The organism is Citrobacter sp. C6_1 (assembly GCF_014596835.2).
Taxonomy (GTDB): Bacteria; Pseudomonadota; Gammaproteobacteria; order Enterobacterales; family Enterobacteriaceae; genus Citrobacter; species Citrobacter pasteurii.
Window position 1 is genome coordinate 645058 of sequence record NZ_CP115031.1, and the last position, 20623, is coordinate 665680.

The following is a 20623-nucleotide window of genomic DNA, read 5'->3' on the forward strand; positions in this document are numbered from 1 at the left end:
AGGCAATGCCCCTACCAATTTTTGTACACTGCGGAAAATCCCAAAAAAAAAGCTCCCCGGAGGGAGCTTCTTAATAACAGAAACGATTAATCGTCGAGGAAGCTACGCAGTACTTCAGAACGGCTCGGGTGACGCAGTTTACGCAATGCCTTCGCTTCGATCTGACGGATACGTTCGCGGGTAACGTCGAACTGTTTACCGACTTCTTCCAGCGTGTGGTCGGTGTTCATATCGATACCGAAACGCATACGCAGAACTTTTGCTTCACGGGCGGTCAGGCCAGCCAGGACGTCGTGCGTGGCGGCACGCAGGCTCTCGGTAGTTGCAGAATCCAGCGGCAGCTCGAGGGTGGTATCCTCGATGAAATCACCCAGATGCGAATCTTCATCGTCGCCGATCGGCGTTTCCATGGAGATAGGCTCTTTAGCGATCTTCAGCACTTTACGGATCTTGTCTTCCGGCATCAGCATACGTTCAGCCAGTTCTTCCGGTGTCGGTTCGCGCCCCATCTCTTGCAGCATCTGACGGGAGATACGGTTGAGCTTGTTGATGGTCTCAATCATATGTACCGGGATACGAATGGTACGCGCCTGATCCGCGATCGAACGGGTGATCGCCTGACGGATCCACCAGGTTGCATAGGTGGAGAACTTGTAACCACGACGGTATTCAAACTTATCAACCGCTTTCATCAGACCGATGTTGCCTTCCTGAATCAGATCCAGGAACTGCAGACCACGGTTGGTGTATTTCTTAGCGATGGAGATAACCAGACGTAAGTTTGCTTCAACCATCTCTTTTTTCGCACGGCGGGCTTTCGCTTCACCAATGGACATACGACGGTTGATGTCTTTAACCTGCTCGATGGTCAGGCCGGTTTCTTCTTCAATCTGCTGCAGTTTCTGCAGGCCGCGGTGAACGTCATCTGCCACATCGTGCAGTTTTTCAGACCACGGTTTGTTCATCGCGATTGCCGCGTTGAACCAGGTTTCGCTGGTTTCGTTGCCAGTGAACAGGGTGATGAAGTTTTTCTTCGGCATTTTGCACTGCTCAACGCAGAGCTTCATGATCAGACGTTCCTGAGTACGCACACGGTCCATCATGACGCGCATGCTGTTTACCAGGTAGTCGAACTGCTTCGGCACCAGGCGGAACTGTTTGAACACTTCAGACAGCTTCTGAATTTCTTCCTGCGCGGCAGCATGGCTGCGGCCTTTCGCTTTAATGGTGTCGCGAGTGATTTCGTACTGAGTACGCAGTTCACCGAATTTCTCGCGCGCTAATTCAGGGTCGATGCTGTTATCGTCGTCGCTGCTGTCGTCGTCGTCTTCTTCATCTTCGTCTTCGTCATCATCCATCTCTTCCTGAGAAAGTTCAGAGCCGACGTGGGTCGCGGTTGGCGCCATGTCTTCTTCTGCGTTCGGATCGACAAAGCCGGTGATCAGATCGGAAAGACGTGCTTCTTCAGCTTCTACGCGATCGTATTGCTCAAGCAGGTAGGTGATGGCTTCCGGGTATTCTGCAACGGAGCATTGAACCTGGTTAATCCCGTCTTCGATGCGTTTAGCGATGTCGATTTCGCCTTCACGGGTTAACAGTTCAACGGTACCCATTTCACGCATGTACATGCGAACCGGGTCAGTTGTACGGCCGATTTCGGACTCAACGCTGGACAGAACCTGGGCAGCCGCTTCTTCCGCGTCTTCATCGGTGCTGTTGGAGGTTTCAGCAAGCAGCAGATCATCGGCATCCGGTGCTTCTTCCATCACCTGAATACCCATGTCATTGATCATTTGGATGATGTCTTCGATTTGATCTGAATCGACGATATCTTCCGGCAGATGGTCATTGACCTCGGCATAGGTCAGATAGCCTTGCTCCTTACCACGTTGGACAAGAAGCTTCAGCTGTGACTGCGGGTTTTGCTCCATAAGACGGTATCCACACTTAATTCGTTTGATTGGTGTTGGGCGGTAAAACCGCCAACGGCAAAACGAGGGCATACTTATATTTTGCCGCTGCCTCTCCGTGCGGCTGTCGGGGGCTTCCCGAACGATATTCGGCAGTTAAGCCGTTAAATACTTCATCTTTCACGTTGTCTCTGCGTTAGCTGCGTTCGTTACTCGGCTCATCCTGAGCCTCGCCCCTTACGGGGCCGCCGCAAGCAGCGTTCAAATCCGCTCCCGGCGGATTTGTCATCCTGGTCATGTACTTATGTACACTCCCAGGCGTTCGTTCACTTGCTGCCTTGATACAACGCGAATGATTTTGTCTTTGTTTTGTCTTTCTGTTATTTCCTGGCCAGTTCCTGGTTTAGTGTCCAGAGTTCCCGGCGTTCTTCGCTGCTTAAACCGTGTGTGCGCTCACGAGCTATCAACTCTTCCTGGCGCAGTTCAAGCATCGAATCAAACATATGGTTGAGTGAGTCGGTGAAGGTTTTTTCTGCGATATCTTTATCTGCTATATCGTCCCACATCGACAGTTTTTCAAGGGTCGCAGCATCATTTGTACCGCGATAGTGCTCTAAAAGTTGTCCGGTGGTCAGACCTGGCTGAGACAGACAAGTGTTGACCAGTTCTCTGAATAAGCCAAGTCCAGGCAGCTTATTTCGATCCAGAGCGCCTAACGGCGGAACCAGCGGAGCCAAATCCGGGTTTTGCACCAGTAACCCTATCAGTATACGCATGGTCGTACGTTTTAGCTGTGGAACAGGGCGGGAAGCCCCATTTTCTGCCAGTTTTGGCATTAAACGTTCAAGCTGGCTGTCATCCAGAATGCCGAGCTTGTTTCCCAACTCCTGTCGCAGATAAATGCGTAACGTTTCACCTGGTACCTGAGTGATCAGCGGTAGCGCCAGCGTACTGAGCTGTGCGCGCCCGTCTGGGGTACTCAAATCGACCTGCGGCAACAGGCTGTTAAATAAAAACGCGGAGAGCGGCAGCGCCTGCTCCATCCGGGCTTCAAAGGCCTCTTTCCCTTCTTTACGCACCAGCGTATCGGGGTCTTCGCCGTCAGGTAAAAACATAAAACGTAGCTGGCGGCCGTCTGTCATATAAGGCAGTGCGGTTTCCAGCGCGCGCCATGCTGCGTCGCGTCCGGCACGGTCGCCGTCGTAACAGCAAATTACGTTGTTCGTCGCGCGGAACAACAGTTGGATGTGATCGGCGGTGGTTGACGTCCCAAGGGATGCCACGGCGTAGTTAATTCCGTATTGCGCCAGCGCCACCACATCCATATAGCCTTCTACCACTAACAGGCGCTGTGGATCGGCGTTATCCTGCTGGGCTTCATAAAGGCCATACAACTGGCGACCTTTATGGAAAATATCGGTTTCCGGGGAGTTGAGGTACTTTGGCAGGGCATCGCCCAGCACGCGTCCACCAAAACCAATGACCCGACCACGTTTGTCGCGGATGGGGAACATCACCCGTTCGCGGAAGCGATCGTAACTGCGTCCCTGATCGTTGGTGACCAACATCCCCGCATCAACCAGCGATTTGCGATTCTCAGCATTGCCGCCAAACCGTTTCAGGACGTTGTCCCAACCGGGGGGCGCAAAACCAATAGCAAAACGGGTGATTACGTCGCTACTTAATCCTCGCTTTTCCAGGTACTGGCGCGCAGGGGTAGCGGCGGGCTGCATCAAAGACTGTTGATAAAAAGTGTTCAGGCCGTCCATCAATTGATAAAGGCTTTGCCGTTGATGGCGCTCTATCTGACTGGGGCCACTGCCTGCTTCATAGGGCACTTCAAGGTTGTGCATTGCGGCCAGTTCTTCGACGGTTTCCACAAACTCGAGCTTGTCGTAGTTCATGAGAAAGTCGACGGCGTTGCCATGCGCGCCACACCCAAAGCAGTGATAAAACTGTTTTTCACCGTTTACGGTGAAAGAGGGGGTTTTTTCGTTATGGAACGGACAGCACGCGTGATAATTTTTGCCCTGCTTTTTCAGCTTTACCCGCGCGTCGATGAGATCGACGATGTCGGTTCTTGCCAGCAGGTCATTGATAAATACGCGTGGAATTCGTCCAGCCATATGCCCCTTTTATACACTTCATCCTTCAGCCTGCCTCTGTGTTGGCTGCGCTCGCTCACCCCTGTCACTTACTTATGTAAGCTCCGGGGCTTCACTCACTTGCCGCCTTGATGCATACTGAATGATTTTGTGTATATGCCAATGCATAAACGAAAATAAGCCGCGCATTCCTTCCGGAAGCACGGCCTTACAACTACAACTCAGTCTGAATTGAGAGCGTTGGCTCTCAATAGATTAGTACAGACGAGTGCGGCGTGCGTTTTCGCGAGCCAGTTTCTTCGCGTGACGTTTCACAGCAGAAGCTTTAGCGCGCTTACGTTCGGTAGTCGGTTTTTCATAGAACTCACGACGACGAACTTCCGCCAGAACACCTGCTTTTTCGCATGAACGCTTGAAGCGACGCAGTGCTACGTCGAACGGCTCGTTTTCACGTACTTTAATTACCGGCATGTAACTCTCACCTTTAATAAATTCGGTTTGCCGCTGGCATCAACGCCAGCTTATTTCAAAATGGTGCGGAATTTTACTGCAATTGCTGCTGCTTTGTAAAGCACCGACGCGATTTTGAAAGGGACTTTTATAAGGACAAGGAGTATACACGAGCGGAACTCCTGGGGCGAACAAAGTTTTACATCAACCCGCATTGGTCCTACACTGCGCGGTAATAGAGCGAGGTAAAACAAGTCATGCGTGTACTGGGTATTGAAACATCCTGCGATGAAACCGGCATCGCCATTTACGACGATGAAAAAGGTCTTTTAGCCAACCAATTGTATAGTCAGGTGAAATTACACGCTGACTACGGCGGCGTAGTGCCAGAACTGGCCTCGCGCGATCACGTACGTAAAACCGTACCGCTGATCCAGGCCGCGCTGAAAGAGGCGGGACTGACGGCAAAAGAGATTGATGCGGTAGCGTATACCGCAGGTCCTGGTTTGGTTGGCGCGCTGCTGGTTGGCGCCACCGTAGGACGTTCGCTGGCGTTCGCATGGGGCGTGCCGGCAATTCCTGTACACCATATGGAAGGGCATCTGCTGGCGCCGATGCTGGAAGATAATCCTCCTGCTTTTCCGTTCGTCGCGCTGCTGGTTTCCGGCGGTCACACGCAGCTGATTAGCGTCACCGGTATCGGTCAGTATGAATTGCTGGGCGAATCGATTGATGATGCCGCTGGCGAAGCGTTTGATAAAACGGCCAAGCTGCTGGGGCTGGATTACCCTGGCGGCCCAATGTTGTCAAAACTGGCATCGCAAGGCGTTGAAAAACGTTTTGTCTTCCCGCGCCCGATGACCGACCGTCCGGGGCTGGATTTCAGCTTCTCCGGGCTGAAAACCTTTGCCGCGAATACCATTCGTAATAACGAAAATGACGATCAGACGCGCGCAGATATCGCCCGTGCCTTTGAAGATGCGGTAGTGGATACGCTGATGATCAAGTGCAAACGCGCGCTGGATCAAACCGGTTTTAAACGTCTGGTGATGGCGGGGGGCGTGAGCGCGAACCGTACGCTGCGCGCAAAATTGGCTGAAATGATGCAAAAACGTCGTGGCGAAGTATTTTACGCGCGTCCGGAATTTTGTACCGACAACGGGGCGATGATCGCCTACGCGGGCATGGTGCGTTTTAAAGCAGGCGCAACGGCGGATCTTGGCGTAACCGTGCGCCCACGCTGGCCGCTGGCGGAATTACCGGCGGCGTGATTTTTTGCCCGGTGACGCAATGTTACCGGGCAAGACGCTACATCCGCAGCATTCCTTTCTCTTCCAGAAACGCGATAATTTTTTCCAGACCCTCTCCGGATTTTAAATTACTGAACGTCCACGGACGCTCGCCGCGCATGCGCAGGGTATCGCGTTCCATCACCTCCAGCGAGGCGCCGACGTAAGGCGCCAGATCGGTTTTATTGATAACCAGAAAATCGGATTTAGTGATCCCCGGGCCTCCCTTACGCGGGATCTTCTCGCCTTCGGCAACGTCGATCACATAGATCGTCAGATCCGCTAATTCCGGACTGAAGGTGGCGCTCAGGTTATCGCCGCCGCTTTCCACAAAAATCAGATCCAGATTGCCGAATTTCTCGCTTAACGCCTCTACGGCAGCCAGATTCATCGATGCATCTTCGCGGATGGCGGTATGCGGGCAACCGCCGGTTTCCACACCGACGATCCTGTCTGGCTCCAGTGCGCCCGCCTCGGTGAGAATGCGCTGATCTTCTTTGGTGTAGATATCGTTAGTCACTACCGCCAGTTGATAGCTGCTGCGCATGGATTTGCATAACGCTTCCAGCAGCGCCGTTTTGCCGGAACCGACCGGGCCGCCAACGCCCACACGCAGGGGATGCTTGTAGTTACTCATTTTTTCTCCTCAGGAGCGGAATAATCGGGAATATTGCGTTTCATGCCGGGCAGAGGCGATTGCAGCCAGCGGCGTTGCGGAGCCGAGACTGGCGTCAGGCGTCGCCAGCGCTTGTGCCAGACCCTGCGCATAGCGACCGCAGAGCGCAATAATCAAGCGCTGGGCCGCCTGTTGCCCAAAGGGAACCAGTTTGACGCCAGCCATCACAGCGCTCTCAATCCAGCTGTAGCCGAGGCTTAACGCCAGTTCGGTCAGGGGAATTCTCCAGCGCACGGCCAGCCAGGCCATGCCGCAGAGTTGGCTGTCGGCGAAGAGAGTGCGCCACTCTCGCGAGCAATCCGCCTCCCAGTCGGTGACCAGCCGCGTAAACGCCGCGCCCCGACTGCGTTCTTCATCCCGCAGTTCGCGGGTTTCGCGACAGGCTAACAGGTAAGCGCTCCAGCGGCGTGCGGCGTCGAGATCGTCCTGCTCGCAGGCGCGATACAGTCTCGCCAGCAGCGGTAGGTCGACGGTAAAAAAGTTCTGCTCCATCTGCTGAATTTGCCAGGCAGAGAAGTCATCGACGCTTTTCACCCAGCCAATCTCCACCGCCCACTCCAGACCCTGGGACCAGGTAAACGACCCCACCGGGAGTGCGCTGCTGGCGAGCTGCATCAGACGCAGTTGTTGGGTGTTATGCATCAGTGCGCATGGCCGTGATGATGCCCGTGTGATTCACTGGCATAAGCGCCTGCTTCCGGTTCAAACGGCAACTGGGCGAACGTCACCTCGAGGTTGAACTGGCGCAGCATGGCGTCCAGCACATGATCGTGGTGGTAGCGCAGCTCATCCGGCAGAATTTGTAGCGGAACGTGGCGATTGCCGAGGTGATAACAGGCTTTGGCGAGCAGGAAAGGATTGGCGCAGCGCACCACGGAAACCGACTCCGGCGCGGCGATCACTTCGATCACCTCGCTGCCATCGTCGGTGGTCAGCAGGTCGCCACCGCGTAACAGCAAACCGCGCGGTAGCATCAACCCGGCTTCGCGACCGTCGTTCAGCGCCACTCTGGCACGACTTTTTACTCGCATATCAATGGGTAGCGTGACGCTTGCGGTGACGCGGTGAGCGTGGTCAAGGCGTCGGGTCAGGTAGATCATCGTCACTCCTCAAAACAGAAAATAGCGTTGTGCCATCGGCAAAACGTTTGCCGGTTCGCTGGTAATCAGTTCGCCATCAATACGCACCTCGTAGGTCTGAGCATCGACGGTGATATGGGGTTGCAGGTCGTTGTGGATCATGTCGGCCTTTTTCACTGTTCTGCAGCCTTTAACGACGGCGATGGCGCTTTGCAGGTTGAGCTGCTGCGCGATGTTTTGCGCATCAGCGGCCTGCGAAATAAAGGTCAACCGGGTGTGATGCCGCGCCGCGCCAAGTGCGCCGAACATCATGCGGTAATGCACCGGCTGCGGAGTCGGGATCGAGGCGTTGATGTCGCCCATCGGCGCGCAGGCAATCATCCCGCCCTTAACGATCGTTGCCGGTTTTACGCCAAAGAATGCCGGTGACCACAGCACCAGATCGGCCAGTTTGCCAGGCTCAACGGAGCCGACTTCATGAGCGATACCGTGGGTTAGCGCCGGGTTGATGGTGTATTTGGCGACGTAGCGTTTAACGCGCAGGTTGTCGTTGTCGCCGGTCTCTTCTGCCAGGGTGCCACGCTGCGCCTTCATACGGTGTGCTACCTGCCAGGTGCGCAGAATCACTTCGCCCACGCGCCCCATTGCCTGTGAATCGGACGAGGTCAGGGAAAAGGCGCCAATGTCATGCAGCACATCTTCGGCAGCGATCGTTTCCCGGCGAATGCGTGATTCGGCAAAGGCCACATCTTCGGCGATATCCGGATCGAGATGGTGGCAAACCATCAGCATGTCGAGATGCTCGTCGATGGTGTTGAGGGTATAGGGCAGCGTCGGGTTCGTAGAGGAGGGCAGGATATTCGGATGTGCGCAGGCGGTGATGATATCCGGCGCATGGCCGCCACCCGCCCCTTCGGTGTGGAAGGTATGAATAGTGCGATCGCCAATCGCCGCCAGCGTATCTTCGACGAATCCAGACTCATTCAACGTGTCGCTGTGCAACGCGACCTGGATGTCCATTTCGTCGGCCACGGTCAGCGCGCAGTCGATAGCGGCGGGCGTGGCACCCCAGTCTTCATGGATTTTCAGGCCAATTGCGCCCGCGGTGATTTGCTCGCGCAAGGCGTCAGGATTTGAGCCGTTACCTTTGCCCAGTAAACCGATGTTAACCGGCAATGCGTCTGCCGCCTGCAGCATGCGCGCGATGTGCCACGGACCCGGCGTACAGGTGGTGGCGTGAGTTCCCGCGGCCGGACCGGTGCCGCCGCCGATCATCGTCGTTACGCCGGAAACCAGCGCCTCCTGCGCCTGCTGTGGGCAGATCCAGTGAATATGCGTATCCACGCCGCCCGCGGTGACGATCTTGCCCTCCCCGGCGATGACTTCAGTTCCCACGCCTATCGGGATCGTGACGTTGGGCTGAATATCGGGATTACCTGCTTTGCCGATGGCGAAGATCCTGCCGGCTTTGATGCCGATATCTGCTTTCACGATCCCCCAGTGATCGACGATCAGCGCGTTGGTTATTACCAGATCCACACACGCTTGCGCGCGCATTTGCCCCTGGCCCATGCCGTCGCGGATCACTTTTCCGCCGCCGAATTTGACCTCTTCGCCGTAGGTGGTGAAATCTTTTTCTACTTCGATCCACAGGTCAGTATCTGCCAGGCGTACCTTATCGCCGGTGGTTGGGCCAAACATATCGGCGTACGCCTGCCGGGAAATTTCACTCATTATCTGCCTCCAGCGCGCCCATCACTTCACTGCGAAAACCCACGATCCTTTGTGCGCCAGCGACGCGCACCAGTTCGACTTCGCGTTTTTGTCCCGGCTCAAAACGCACCGCTGTGCCCGCAGCAATGTTCAGACGAAAGCCGCGTGCGGCCAGCCTGTCAAAGCGCAGCGCCGGGTTCACTTCGTAAAAGTGATAGTGCGATCCCACCTGGATGGGCCTGTCGCCATGATTTTCCACCACGATCGTGCAGATCTCCCGCCCCTGATTAAGCGTGATATTGCCTTTTGCGATCTGATATTCACCTGGGATCATTACCGCTCCTTAGACGATCGGGTTGTGGACGGTGACCAGCTTCGATCCGTCCGGAAACGTGGCTTCAACCTGAATATCCGGGATCATTTCCGGTACGCCTTCCATCACCTGATCGCGACGCAGCACGTGACGCCCGTCTTCCATCAGGGCGGCTACGGTTTGCCCGTCGCGCGCGCCTTCCATGATGAAAGCGCTAATCAGCGCCACCGATTCCGGGTAGTTCAGCTTCAGCCCGCGGGCCAGGCGACGTTCCGCCACCAGCGCGGCGGTAAACAGCAACAACTTGTCTTTTTCTCTGGGAGTCAGTTCCATAAGGGTTCTCTTAGGTTTGCCAGATTCGCGGGAGTACGGGAGATTTCTGCGTAAGCAGCGGGCGCAGGAATTGCCAGATGTCACGCATCACGCGCTGAACAACCAGGTTGTCGTTAGCAAGAAAACGGATTGTCAGCAGCGAGTCGTTAAGCGTTGCTCCGGCGTAATCGCCAAGCGGTGTAAGCCGCTCGCGCGTGCCCTCCAGCATGTGTTCGCTGGCCGGATAACACAGCAACGTGCCGACCCAGGGGTGATGCGCGACGCCGCTCAGATTCCCCTCCTGCAACTGCAAGCGTTCTATCAGCAGCGGCTGCCCATCTCGCCACACTTCCAGGCGATTTTGCAGCACGCCGTGGCTGAAAGTTTCCTGCATAACCGGTCGCCCAAGACACAACAGATCCCAGGCCAGCAAGCGGCTTGCGGATGCGATGTGAAAGACGGATTGAATAACAGCGTTGGCGCCGGGAAAGAGGATCGTATCCTGCGGCAGCCACTCCAGCGTGGCATGCGAAGCTAGCGTGAAATGCTGGCGCAGCAACGCTTGTGGCCCACGGCTGCGATAAAACTTACCCGCGCCGGGCTGGGTGATTAACGCATGGCTGTTTTCGTCGAGCGTGACGGCGATATGAAGCTCATCCCCACCAACGATTCCCGCAGGTGGATGCAGCAAATAGAGATGACAGACGTCCTCTTCCGGGTAAAACGGGCGCTGGACCGTCAATGGACCATGATGACGCGCCGAGGCCAGCACCGTTTTGTGCCCGGTGCAGGTAAAGTGCAGATCCAGTTCGGCCTGCCAGCCCCGTGTGAGTGTCTCGTGCGCAACCGTATCCAGAGCGTTTCCCTTATCAGCATGAGGGTGTTTGCATGCAAAAAAGTATGCCTCAGCGCATCGGGAAACCGATCATATGAGAAGCTTATGGATTAAGGGGCGACAATATGCCGCCCAATGGGAGATTACAGTAAAACGAGGGGCATCCAGACCAGACCGGTGATCACCAGCAGCACGAGGAAAATCAGGCCAAAAATAGCGCCAAGCCGCCAGTAATCCACCGTCGGCAAATAGCCGCTGCCGTAGTAGATAGGGCTAGGACCGGTGGCGTACGGGGTCAGAATGCTGCCCAGACCAATGGCGGCACCGACCATCAGGCAGAAGACCGGTAATGGGATTTCCGGCATCGCCAGCGCGGCGGCAATCATCATCGGCGCGAGGGCAGAGGTATACGCCGTGGCGCTGGCAAAGAAGTAGCGCAGCAGGTAGAACACCACGATCAGCGCCACCATCACCATCATCGGCGAATAGCCGCTCAGTCCTCCCGCCAGCAGTTTGCCAAACCAGGAGATAAAGCCGGTGTTGTTCAGTCCGGTGGCGAGCGTTATCAGCGAGGCCAGCCAGAAAAAGACGTTCCACGCGGCTTTATTACTGACGATGTCATCCCAGTTGATGATGCGCAATACCAGCATCAACGCCACCACGCTGTATCCGACCATCGCGGCGTCAATAAAATCGCCGCCGAAAATCCACAGCACCAGTGCGCCGACCATCAGCACCAGCATCTTTTTCTCGCGAGCGCACAGCGGTCCCATCGCTTTTAGCTCTGTATCCGCCCAGCGTGGAACCTGATCGCCGGATTTCAGTACCGGTGGATACAATACATACGCCAGCCACGGCACGATCAGCACCAGCAAAATGCTCAGCGGCAGCATGCCTAAGAACCAGTCGCCCCAGCTCAGCGCCGTGTGGGATGCGCCTTTCATCAGGCCGATCAGCAGCAGGTTCGGCGCCATCGCCGTTAAGAAAATGGCGCTGGTGACGCAGTCAGCGACAATGCCCATCCACATAATGTACGAGCCAATGGAGCGTGAACTGGCGCTATTGGGCTGTGAATTATACAGCGGCGGCAGGTTGCGGATAATCGGGTAGATTATTCCGGCTCCGCGCGCGGAGTTGGAAGGCGTGACGGGGGCGAGGATCAGCTCAGAGAACATCACCGCATAGCCGAGAAACAGCGTCCGGTGCCCCATCTTTTTCACCAGCATCAGCGCGATACGCCGACCGAGCCCGGTTTTTTCATAGCCGGTACCAAACATAAAGGCCGCGAAGATCAGCCAGATGACCGAGTTTGAAAAGCCCGATACCGCCCACGACAGCGATTTGGCGGTAAATTTAAAACCGTCCTGCGCGAGCTGCTCCGGGCTGAACAGTAGCCACGGTGAAAGGACGGCGATGATCGAAATGCCAATCATCGCCACCACCGCGCCCGGTACAGGCTCCAGAATAAGCCCGACAATCACACCGGTAAAGACGGCAAAATAGAGCCAGGTATGACTCTCAAGACCGGTGGGGACGGGCAGAACAGCAATAATGGCGATGACTACCAGCGGAACCAGGTATCGCCACCAACCAGCTAAAGGTGCCATTGTTGTATCCCTGCGAAGAGGGAGAGGCATTACGCCTCTCCGGGAGGGTTATTTGATGTAGTGCACGTGCTCGCAGATTTCTTCGACGATAGGATCGCGACGTTCAGCGAACAGCTTTTTGTTTTCGGCAATCAGGTTATTACCGTGAGTATCGATGGAAACGATCAGCGGGCCGAACTCTTTTACCCGGCATACCCACAGAGATTCCGGCATGCCCAACTCCGTCCAGTGCACTTCTTCGATCTCTTCAACCTGGGTTGCCGCGACGACCGCACAGCCAGCCGGGAAAATGACGTGCAGCGCTTTGAACTGCTTGCAGCCTTCTTCCGTCAACGGCCCCATACCGCCCTTACCGACTACCAGTTTCACACCTGTTTGCTCAATGAACTCTTTCTCAAAGGCTTCCATACGCATGCTGGTGGTTGGGCCGACGGAGACCATCTCCCATTTTTCACCGTTCTTACGAACGATCGGGCCCGCATGGAAAATGGCTTTGCCGTTCAGGTCATAAGGAATCGGGCGCTTTAGTTCGATCAGGCGGCGGTGACAAACGTCACGGCAGGTCACCAGCGTGCCGCTCAGGTAAATGACATCGCCAACGCGAATGTCTGCCAGATCTTCGGCTTTGATCGGGGTGGTGAGGATCTTTTTCATAACGCGCTCCGGGTGTGAGACAGGTTTTCGAAGGAGAGGTCGGCATGAACCAACAGCGTGCCGCGACGATGCGCCCAGCAGCCGGTAGAGACGGCAACGCCGATAGTCGACGGATGGCGTGCGGCGGATTCGATATGTACGCCCATCACCGAGCTATTCCCGGTCAACCCTTGCGGCCCAATGCCCAGACGGTTAAGTCCTTCTTCCAGGCGCAGTTCCAGTTCTGCCGCTTTTGGGTTTGGATGGCGTGATCCGATAGGGCGCAGCACCGCTTTACGAGAAAGCACGGCAGCGGTTTCTACGGAGGTGGCAATACCCACGCCCACCAGCACCGGCGGGCAGGCGTTGACTGCCAGCGTGGAGATATTTTCGAAGACAAATTTCACCACGCCTTCGTAGCCTTCAGAAGGCATTAACACTTTCGAGCGCCCCGGCAGCGTACACCCGCCGCCCGCCATGTAGACTTCGATTTCTGCATCGTCGCCGTCAGGGATGATATCCCAGGTGACCCACGGCACACCGGTGCCGGTATTTTTTCCGGTATTCACTTCGTCAAAAATCTCAACTGCGTTATGGCGCAGCGGCGCTTTTACCGTGGCGTCTTCAACGGCCTGTTTCAGAATGCTTTGCAGTTCGCCAAGTAGCGGAAAACGGGAACCAACCTTCACAAAAAACATGATTTCACCGGTGTCCTGACAGGCCGGACGATTCAGGTCGATCGCCTTCTGCATGTTGTCAAACATGGTGTGGTAGATGATTTTACCCATCGGTGAGGTCTCGCCTTCACGCAGTTGCTTTAATTTATCCACAACATCGTCAGGCATGCGGGTAGAAATCATGGCGGTAAAGTCGGCGACAATGTTCGTCAGCGTAGTTATCGCATTTTGGTTATTTTGATTGCTCATCTTATTAACTCCAGTTCTTTTATTTATCTGGAAATAAATTCTCCGCCACAAACTACCACTAAAAATGTGGTTTTATATTATTTGGCACTGTGAATATCTAATTAACAGTTCGTGAATGATGTCCAGATAAGGCAATAAAAATTGCGCCAGGGCAGGGTTTAATACGTATGGGAGAATTACACTGCGGTTAACAACATTACGGATTACCGATCATGCTGAACACGTATCCCCTGGCGAAAGACCTGCAGGTGCTGGTTGAAATTGTTCATAGCGGCAGCTTTAGCGCCGCCGCCGCGACGCTGGGCCAGACGCCAGCGTTTGTGACGAAGCGCATTCAGATCCTTGAGTCCACGCTTGGGGCTACGTTGCTAAGCCGCTCGGCGCGCGGCGTGGCGCTAACGGAGAGTGGTCAACGTTGCTATGAACATGCGCTGGAGATCCTTGCCCGTTATCAGCATCTGGTGGATGACGTCACACAAATCAAAACGCGTCCGGCAGGGATGATTCGTATCGGCTGTAGCTTTGGCTTTGGGCGCAGTTATATTGCCCCGGCAATTACAGAATTGATGCACAGCTATCCTGAATTACAGGTACATTTTGAACTTTACGATCGGCAAATTGATTTGGCGCAGGATAATATCGATTTGGATATTCGTATCAATGATGAGATTCCTGATTATTATATTGCGCATTTGTTAACGAAAAATAAAAGGATATTATGCGCAGCGCCGACGTATTTACAAAAATACGGTGAGCCGACGACGCTACAGGAATTAAGTCGGCATGATTGCCTGGTTACCAAAGAACGGGATATGACTCACGGGGTGTGGGAACTGGATAACGGCCAGGAGAAAAAGTCGATTAAGGTGGCGGGACATCTTTCCTCCAACAGCGGTGAGATTGTGTTGCAGTGGGCGCTGCAGGGAAAAGGGATTATGCTGCGTTCCGAATGGGATCTGCAGCCATTTCTGGTTAGCGGTGAACTGGTGCGTGTGCTGCCGGATTATGCGCAAAGCGCCAATATCTGGGCGGTTTATCAGGAGCCGCTGTATCGCAGCGTGAAGCTTCGCGTGTGCGTGGAGTTTCTGGCGGGGTGGTGTCAGCGTCGATTAGGCAAGCCGGTGGAAGGGTATCACATCCCCGAGACCGGATAAGACGCCGATGCGTCGCTATCCGACAATAAAATCACTCGGGGTCTCTTTCGCGTTTTTTCTTTAGCTTGGTCCAGATTTTCGGCTCCTGACGACGCCACAGACGCTGAATGTTGTCATGGTGACGCAGTAGGATTAAGCACGACAACATGGACACCGGGAAAGTGAACTGGGGATTGAACCACCAGACGTAAAAAGGGGCGATCAGCGCGCTGACGATAGCGCCTAACGACGAATAGCCGCTTAACAGGACGGTTAGCAGCCAGGTTCCGGCCATCACGCCGGTTAAGTCCCAGCCAATCGGCGCAATTGCGCCAAAGGCGGTGGCAACGCCTTTCCCACCTTTAAAGCCGAAGAATACCGGCCAAATGTGTCCGAGACAGGCGGCGATTGCGATCAATCCCAGCCAGAAGGGGCTGACGCCTAGCGCATAGGCGCCCCAGACGGGTAACATACCTTTCAGGACGTCGAAAATCAGCACCGCGACGGCGGCTCCCTTGCCACCGATTCGCAATACGTTCGTCGCGCCCGGATTGCCGGAGCCGCTGTCACGCGGGTCCGGCAATCCAGCAAGGCGGCATACCAGAATAGCACTGGAAATTGAGCCGCAGAGGTACGCGAAGATGATCATTCCAGGCGCGATTGCACTCATAAGCTGTTCCGTTTTGAAAATGTCGTGTAAAACGCTACTTCTGTGGATAATACGCATATTTCGCCGGAAGTGGTATCCGGGTTAGCCAAAAAGCAGGCAGGTCGTGATGGATATTGTATTTATAGAGCAACTTTCAGTAATCACCACTATCGGTGTTTATGACTGGGAACAAACTATCGAACAAAAACTGGTGTTCGATATCGAAATGGCATGGGATAACCGTCAATCTGCCAAAAGTGATGATGTCGCTGATTGTCTGAGCTATGCTGATATTGCTCAAACAGTTGTTAATCATGTGGAAGGTGGGCGTTTTGCGCTGGTAGAACGTGTGGCGGAAGAGGTGGCGGATCTGCTGCTTAGCCGCTTTAAGTCTCCATGGGTGCGCATCAAACTCAGCAAACCTGGTGCGGTGGCCCGTGCGGCAAACGTCGGGGTCATCATTGAGCGTGGCAATAATCTGAAAGAAAATAATTAACTTAATAATTTCTAAATCAAACAGGTATAAAAGAGTCCTTTCGTCGGCTCTTTTTTGCCGTGCTTTCTCTATCTAGGGGTTTATTAATGAGTGATATGCACTCGCTGCTGGTGGCGGCAATTTTGGGTGTGGTCGAAGGGCTGACGGAGTTCCTACCCGTTTCCAGTACCGGCCATATGATAATTGTTGGCCACTTGTTAGGTTTTGAGGGCGATACCGCAAAAACGTTTGAAGTCGTGATCCAACTGGGTTCCATTCTGGCGGTAGTGGTGATGTTCTGGCGACGTCTGTTTGGTTTAATTGGCATTCACTTTGGCAAGACCCCGCATGAAGGTACTGGTAAAGGTCGGCTGACGCTGGGGCATATCCTGTTGGGGATGATTCCAGCCGTGGTACTGGGGCTGATATTCCACGACACCATCAAATCGCTGTTTAACCCGATCAACGTGATGTATGCGCTGGTGGTAGGGGGCGTGCTGCTGATTGCCGCAGAATGCCTGAAGCCGAAAGAGCCGCGTGCGCCGGGTCTGGATGATATGACGTATCGCCAGGCGTTTATGATTGGCTGTTTTCAGTGTCTGGCGCTATGGCCGGGTTTTTCTCGCTCCGGGGCGACGATTTCTGGCGGTATGCTGATGGGCGTGAGCCGTTACGCGGCTTCTGAGTTTTCATTCCTGCTGGCGGTGCCGATGATGATGGGCGCGACGGCGCTGGATCTCTACAAAAGCTGGTCGTTTCTGACTGCAGCAGATATTCCGATGTTTGCTGTCGGCTTCGTGACGGCATTTGTTGTGGCGCTGGTGGCGATCAAAACCTTCCTGCAACTGATTAAGCGTATTTCGTTCATTCCGTTTGCGATTTACCGCTTTATTGTTGCTGCCGCCGTCTATGTGGTTTTTTTCTGATCGCCTTAAATGCCGGATGGCGCTGCGCTTATCCGGCCTACGGGCGCAATATGTAGGCCGGATAAGGCATTTATGCCGCCATCCGGCAACGTCAGTTTAATGGGCTGGTTTCGGACAACGCTGTTCTTTCCAACTGGCCACTGCTGCGATGCGGCGTCGGGTCAGTTCTTCACGAATTGCCTGACCTTTGAATCCCGCTTCCACAACATCTTTCGTGGGAACCGCCTGTGCAACCAGCCAGGCTTCGCGTAACAGTCGGCCTTGCGGGTAATCCGCCGCTTCAAAACCGGTTCGCCCACGCACGTCGGCCTCGCTGGTCAGGGCGATTTGCTCCACGCGCTGCGGTTTGCGCCATGCATCGATGGAATCAAACAGCTTAACGATGGTTTTCGGTTGCAGGATCGGGAAGGTATGAATCAGGTCGTGGAACTCGGCCACCAGTTTGGCTAAGTCGCGGATGTCATTGGGTACGCGCATGCGTTGGCACAGTTGCTCAACCAGCTTAACGCCTGCCGGACCGTGGCCGTGATGGCGCGGCCATAGTGCTTTAGGCGTTAATGCTTTGCCAAGATCGTGGCACAGCGTGGCGAAACGCACGTCGACCTCCGGGCTTAACACGGCCGCCATCGACAACGTCATCAGCGTGTGAATGCCGGTATCGATTTCCGGGTGCCACTGCGCGGGCGCGGGGACGCCGAACAGAGCATCTACTTCCGGGAACAGCACGCGCAGTGCATCGCAATCGCGCAGGACCTGGAAAAATACCTGTGGATTACGGGTGGTTAAGGCGCTTTCTGTCTCTTTCCACACGCGTTCTGGCGTCAGGTGTTCCAGCTCTCCTGCGGCGGCCATGTTGCGCATCAGCATCATGGTTTCATCAGCAACACGAAAGCCAAGGTGTGCATAGCGGGCAGCAAAGCGCGCCACGCGCAGAACGCGCAGCGGATCTTCACTAAAAGCAGGGGATACATGACGCAGCAGGCGGTTTTCCAGATCGTCGCGTCCGTTATACGGGTCGATAATCTCCCCGTTGTCATCGCGGGCCATTGCGTTGATAGTCAGGTCGCGGCGTTGAAGATCGGCCTCCAGCGTCACATCTGGCGCGGCGTAGCAGGTGAATCCGGTATATCCCGAACCTGATTTACGTTCAGTGCGCGCCAGCGCATACTCTTCCCGGGTGTGTGGGTGGAGAAACACGGGGAAATCGCGACCTACCTGCTGATAGCCCGCGTCAAGCATCTCCTGCGGCGTGGCGCCGACAACGACCCAATCTTTATCTTTAATCGGTAGCCCTAATAACGCATCCCGAACAGCACCACCGACCAGATAAATCTTCACGCCACATTCCTTTTGAAAAACAGTATTCCTTAATCATATGTCAGTGTGACGGAGAAGGCGATTCAGTTCATCCAGCGATCTTTGCGCTTCCGGCTCGGGATCATGTGCGGCAGAACCAGACCGAGCAGCAGGCCGAGTCCCAGCACGCCGCCGCCATACATAAACCATTGCATGATGATAGTACGTTGCTTGTCATCAAGCTGCAGGTTAGCGGCGCTGACTTTCTTTTGCGCCACGATAAGCTCGTTCTTCAGCTTCTGGTTTTCTTCCTTCAACGCGTCGATCACGCTGTCGCTTTGCGATACTTTTTGCTGCATATCGGCGGTGCGTTGATTCCAGGTGGTATCGATATTATTGAGCTTATCGGTCAGTGTCTTAACCTGGTTTTCCAGGTCGGGAACGCGGGTACGCAGGCTCGGCGTACTGTTCAGCTCTTTCAGTGGGATCCAGGCGGTACGTCCGGTGCTGTCTTTCACCTGAGCGTAGTTGGTGTTGGCATCGGTCTGTAATAGCGTGACTTCCTCGCCGGCGTTAACCGTACCCACGAGGCGATAATTATCTCCCGGACCGCTGCGGACCCAGGTGTTCAGTTCGTCAGAGACATAGCGCTTTTCTTCGGCATGAGAGACTGCAGTGGCGCTAAGTGCGAGTAAAGTTAATCCAATCAGGCGTAATTTTGGCATCAGGCTGTCGTTATTGTCATAGAAAGTGGAACGATAGTAGTGGCATCAGTGTCTCTACGCAAAGCATTCGACATCAATCGGAATCATCTGTGTCCTTTTTGCCACCACCCGAAACTTTTACGCCCGTCAAATTGCTCGTTGCATGGCAATTTGGCGCAAAATACTATCTACTGACCATAAAGAACGAACTTAGTTCGCAGTCAGTTTTCTCAACTGTGACATAACCCATAAGTACAAGACCATGGCCCAGGAAATCGAATTAAAATTTATCGTCAATAGTGACGCTGTAGATGCGCTGCGTGAACGTCTGAATACGCTGGGGGGAGAGCATTATGCCCCCAGCCAGTTGCTGAATATTTACTACGAAACGCCGGATGCGTGGTTGCGTGGTCACGATATGGGGCTGCGTATTCGCGGTGAAAACGGTCATTACGAAATGACCATGAAAATTGCCGGACGCGTGACGGGCGGCCTGCATCAGCGACCGGAATTTAACGTTGCGCTGGACGCGCCTGAGCTGGATCTTGCCTTGTTCCCAACGGAAGTCTGGCCTGATGGCGAACTGCCCGCTGAGCTTGACTCTCAGGTGCAGCCGCTGTTCAGTACCGATTTTTACCGTGAGAAATGGCGCCTTGATGTTGACGGCAGCCGTATCGAAATCGCCCTCGATCTCGGGGAAGTAAAAGCGGGCGAATGTGCTGAACCTCTCTGTGAGCTTGAACTTGAGCTGCTAAGCGGCGATACCCGTGCGGTACTGAAGCTGGCAAACCAGCTGGTTTCGCAAACCGGTTTACGCCAGGGCAGTTTGAGCAAAGCCGCGCGCGGCTATCATCTGGCTCAGGGGAATGCGCCGCGTGAACTCAAACCGACGCGCATTTTACAGGTTCCGGCGAAGGCGAGCATTGAGCAGGGGCTGGAAGCGGCGCTGGAGCTGGCATTATCACAGTGGCAGTACCACGAAGAGCTGTGGGTACGCGGCGTCAAAGGGGCGAAAGCCGAGGTGCTAGCGGCAATGGGGCTGGTGCGTCACATTCTGATGTTGTTTGGCGGTAATGTGCCACGAAAAGCGAGCGCTCACTTACGTGATTTGCTGACCCGGTCGGAAGCGATCATCGCGTCTGATGCCTCTGCCGTTTCGGCGGTTTACAGCACAGAAACGGCAATGGCCAAACTGGCGCTGACCGAATGGCTGGTGACCAAAGGGTGGCAGCCGTTCCTTGATGCGAAGGCGCAGGGCAAAATTGCCGATTCCTTTAAGCGTTTCTCGGATACGCATCTCTCACGCCATGCCGCTGAACTGAAAACCACTTTTGCTCAGCCGTTGGGCGATAAGTACGTCGATCAGCTGCCGCGCCTGACGCGCAACATTGATAGCATGCTGATGCTGTCGGGATACTACGACGAAAATGTTGCATCGGAATGGATCGCCAACTGGCAGGGCTTACGTCGCGCCATTGTGGCCAACCAATATATTGAAATTGAACATTTCCGCAACGAGGCGATCGCGCTGGAACCGTTCTGGCTGCACAGCGGAAAACGATAATCAGGGTTGAGGCCGGGATGCCTGATGG

General features: G+C 54.8%; 21 protein-coding genes. 5 read left to right on the forward strand and 16 right to left on the reverse strand.

The genetic code is table 11. From position 1 onward, the window contains the following. Window positions 1–86: 86 nt before the first annotated feature. The 3 genes from rpoD to rpsU all read right to left on the reverse strand — a co-directional run bounded on the left by rpoD (window position 87) and on the right by rpsU (window position 4486). Window positions 87–1931: an RNA polymerase sigma factor RpoD gene (gene rpoD / locus IB196_RS03210; protein WP_005131403.1), complete on the reverse strand. Its 1845-nt coding sequence runs from the start codon at window positions 1929–1931 to the stop codon at window positions 87–89. 359 nt (window positions 1932–2290) lie between these two features. After that, complete coding sequence (gene dnaG, locus IB196_RS03215) at window positions 2291–4036, reverse strand: DNA primase (RefSeq protein WP_005131402.1); 1746 nt, start codon at window positions 4034–4036, stop codon at window positions 2291–2293. Between the two features lie 234 nt (window positions 4037–4270). Then, window positions 4271–4486 (reverse strand): 30S ribosomal protein S21, encoded by a 216-nt coding sequence (gene rpsU, locus IB196_RS03220; protein WP_001144069.1) that lies wholly within the window; start codon window positions 4484–4486, stop codon window positions 4271–4273. Between the two features lie 236 nt (window positions 4487–4722). On the opposite strand from rpsU, the gene tsaD reads away from it, so the two are divergent. Continuing rightward, window positions 4723–5736: a tRNA (adenosine(37)-N6)-threonylcarbamoyltransferase complex transferase subunit TsaD gene (tsaD, locus tag IB196_RS03225; RefSeq protein WP_003024694.1), complete on the forward strand. Its 1014-nt coding sequence runs from the start codon at window positions 4723–4725 to the stop codon at window positions 5734–5736. 37 nt (window positions 5737–5773) lie between these two features. Here tsaD and ureG read toward each other — a convergent pair whose 3' ends face one another. The 10 genes from ureG to ttdA all read right to left on the reverse strand — a co-directional run bounded on the left by ureG (window position 5774) and on the right by ttdA (window position 13848). Then, complete coding sequence (gene ureG / locus IB196_RS03230) at window positions 5774–6391, reverse strand: urease accessory protein UreG (RefSeq protein ID WP_003024692.1); 618 nt, start codon at window positions 6389–6391, stop codon at window positions 5774–5776. A 9-nt stretch (window positions 6392–6400) separates the two neighbouring features. Further along, a complete protein-coding gene (locus IB196_RS03235) occupies window positions 6401–7072 on the reverse strand; it encodes an urease accessory UreF family protein (protein WP_003024687.1) in 672 nt (223 codons plus the stop codon). Then, complete coding sequence (gene ureE, locus IB196_RS03240) at window positions 7072–7530, reverse strand: urease accessory protein UreE (protein ID WP_188231882.1); 459 nt, start codon at window positions 7528–7530, stop codon at window positions 7072–7074. The genes IB196_RS03235 and ureE overlap by 1 nt, the downstream gene beginning before the upstream one ends. Before the next feature lie 9 nt (window positions 7531–7539). Continuing rightward, window positions 7540–9243 (reverse strand): urease subunit alpha, encoded by a 1704-nt coding sequence (gene ureC, locus IB196_RS03245; protein ID WP_188231883.1) that lies wholly within the window; start codon window positions 9241–9243, stop codon window positions 7540–7542. Further along, on the reverse strand, window positions 9236–9556 hold the full coding sequence (locus tag IB196_RS03250) for an urease subunit beta (RefSeq protein WP_188231884.1): 321 nt from the start codon (window positions 9554–9556) through the stop codon (window positions 9236–9238). The genes ureC and IB196_RS03250 overlap by 8 nt, the downstream gene beginning before the upstream one ends. 9 nt (window positions 9557–9565) lie before the next feature. Then, complete coding sequence (locus tag IB196_RS03255; protein ID WP_003024678.1) at window positions 9566–9868, reverse strand: urease subunit gamma; 303 nt, start codon at window positions 9866–9868, stop codon at window positions 9566–9568. Between the two features lie 10 nt (window positions 9869–9878). Continuing rightward, window positions 9879–10703, reverse strand: a complete 825-nt coding sequence (locus IB196_RS03260; protein ID WP_223236887.1) for an urease accessory protein UreD — start codon at window positions 10701–10703, stop codon at window positions 9879–9881. Window positions 10704–10825: 122 nt separating this feature from the next. Next, on the reverse strand, window positions 10826–12289 hold the full coding sequence (locus IB196_RS03265; protein WP_188231886.1) for an anion permease: 1464 nt from the start codon (window positions 12287–12289) through the stop codon (window positions 10826–10828). 48 nt (window positions 12290–12337) lie between these two features. Next, a complete protein-coding gene (gene ttdB, locus IB196_RS03270; protein ID WP_005120898.1) occupies window positions 12338–12943 on the reverse strand; it encodes a L(+)-tartrate dehydratase subunit beta in 606 nt (201 codons plus the stop codon). After that, window positions 12940–13848, reverse strand: a complete 909-nt coding sequence (gene ttdA, locus IB196_RS03275) for a L(+)-tartrate dehydratase subunit alpha (protein WP_040233949.1) — start codon at window positions 13846–13848, stop codon at window positions 12940–12942. Before ttdA ends, ttdB begins: the two co-directional genes overlap by 4 nt. A 212-nt stretch (window positions 13849–14060) precedes the next feature. Between ttdA and IB196_RS03280 the strand changes: the two genes are divergently transcribed. Further along, a complete protein-coding gene (locus IB196_RS03280; protein WP_188231887.1) occupies window positions 14061–15002 on the forward strand; it encodes a LysR family transcriptional regulator in 942 nt (313 codons plus the stop codon). Between the two features lie 31 nt (window positions 15003–15033). Here the strand turns inward: IB196_RS03280 and plsY are convergent, their stop codons facing one another. Then, complete coding sequence (plsY, locus tag IB196_RS03285) at window positions 15034–15651, reverse strand: glycerol-3-phosphate 1-O-acyltransferase PlsY (RefSeq protein ID WP_003828443.1); 618 nt, start codon at window positions 15649–15651, stop codon at window positions 15034–15036. Window positions 15652–15757: 106 nt separating this feature from the next. Between plsY and folB the strand changes: the two genes are divergently transcribed. Together folB and bacA are read left to right on the forward strand one after the other, a co-directional pair. After that, window positions 15758–16126, forward strand: coding sequence for a bifunctional dihydroneopterin aldolase/7,8-dihydroneopterin epimerase (gene folB / locus IB196_RS03290; protein WP_005120902.1), 369 nt, complete (start codon window positions 15758–15760; stop codon window positions 16124–16126). An 86-nt stretch (window positions 16127–16212) separates the two neighbouring features. Next, window positions 16213–17031, forward strand: coding sequence for an undecaprenyl-diphosphate phosphatase (gene bacA, locus IB196_RS03295; protein ID WP_040233952.1), 819 nt, complete (start codon window positions 16213–16215; stop codon window positions 17029–17031). Window positions 17032–17127: 96 nt separating this feature from the next. On the opposite strand, the gene IB196_RS03300 is transcribed toward bacA, so the two are convergent. Together IB196_RS03300 and IB196_RS03305 are read right to left on the reverse strand one after the other, a co-directional pair. Beyond that, window positions 17128–18369, reverse strand: a complete 1242-nt coding sequence (locus tag IB196_RS03300; RefSeq protein ID WP_005120904.1) for a multifunctional CCA addition/repair protein — start codon at window positions 18367–18369, stop codon at window positions 17128–17130. Between the two features lie 62 nt (window positions 18370–18431). Beyond that, complete coding sequence (locus IB196_RS03305) at window positions 18432–19052, reverse strand: TIGR04211 family SH3 domain-containing protein (protein WP_005120905.1); 621 nt, start codon at window positions 19050–19052, stop codon at window positions 18432–18434. 241 nt (window positions 19053–19293) lie between these two features. Here IB196_RS03305 and IB196_RS03310 point away from each other — a divergent pair, with 241 nt between their 5' ends. Next, complete coding sequence (locus IB196_RS03310; protein WP_188231888.1) at window positions 19294–20595, forward strand: inorganic triphosphatase; 1302 nt, start codon at window positions 19294–19296, stop codon at window positions 20593–20595. Window positions 20596–20623: the final 28 nt, after the last annotated feature.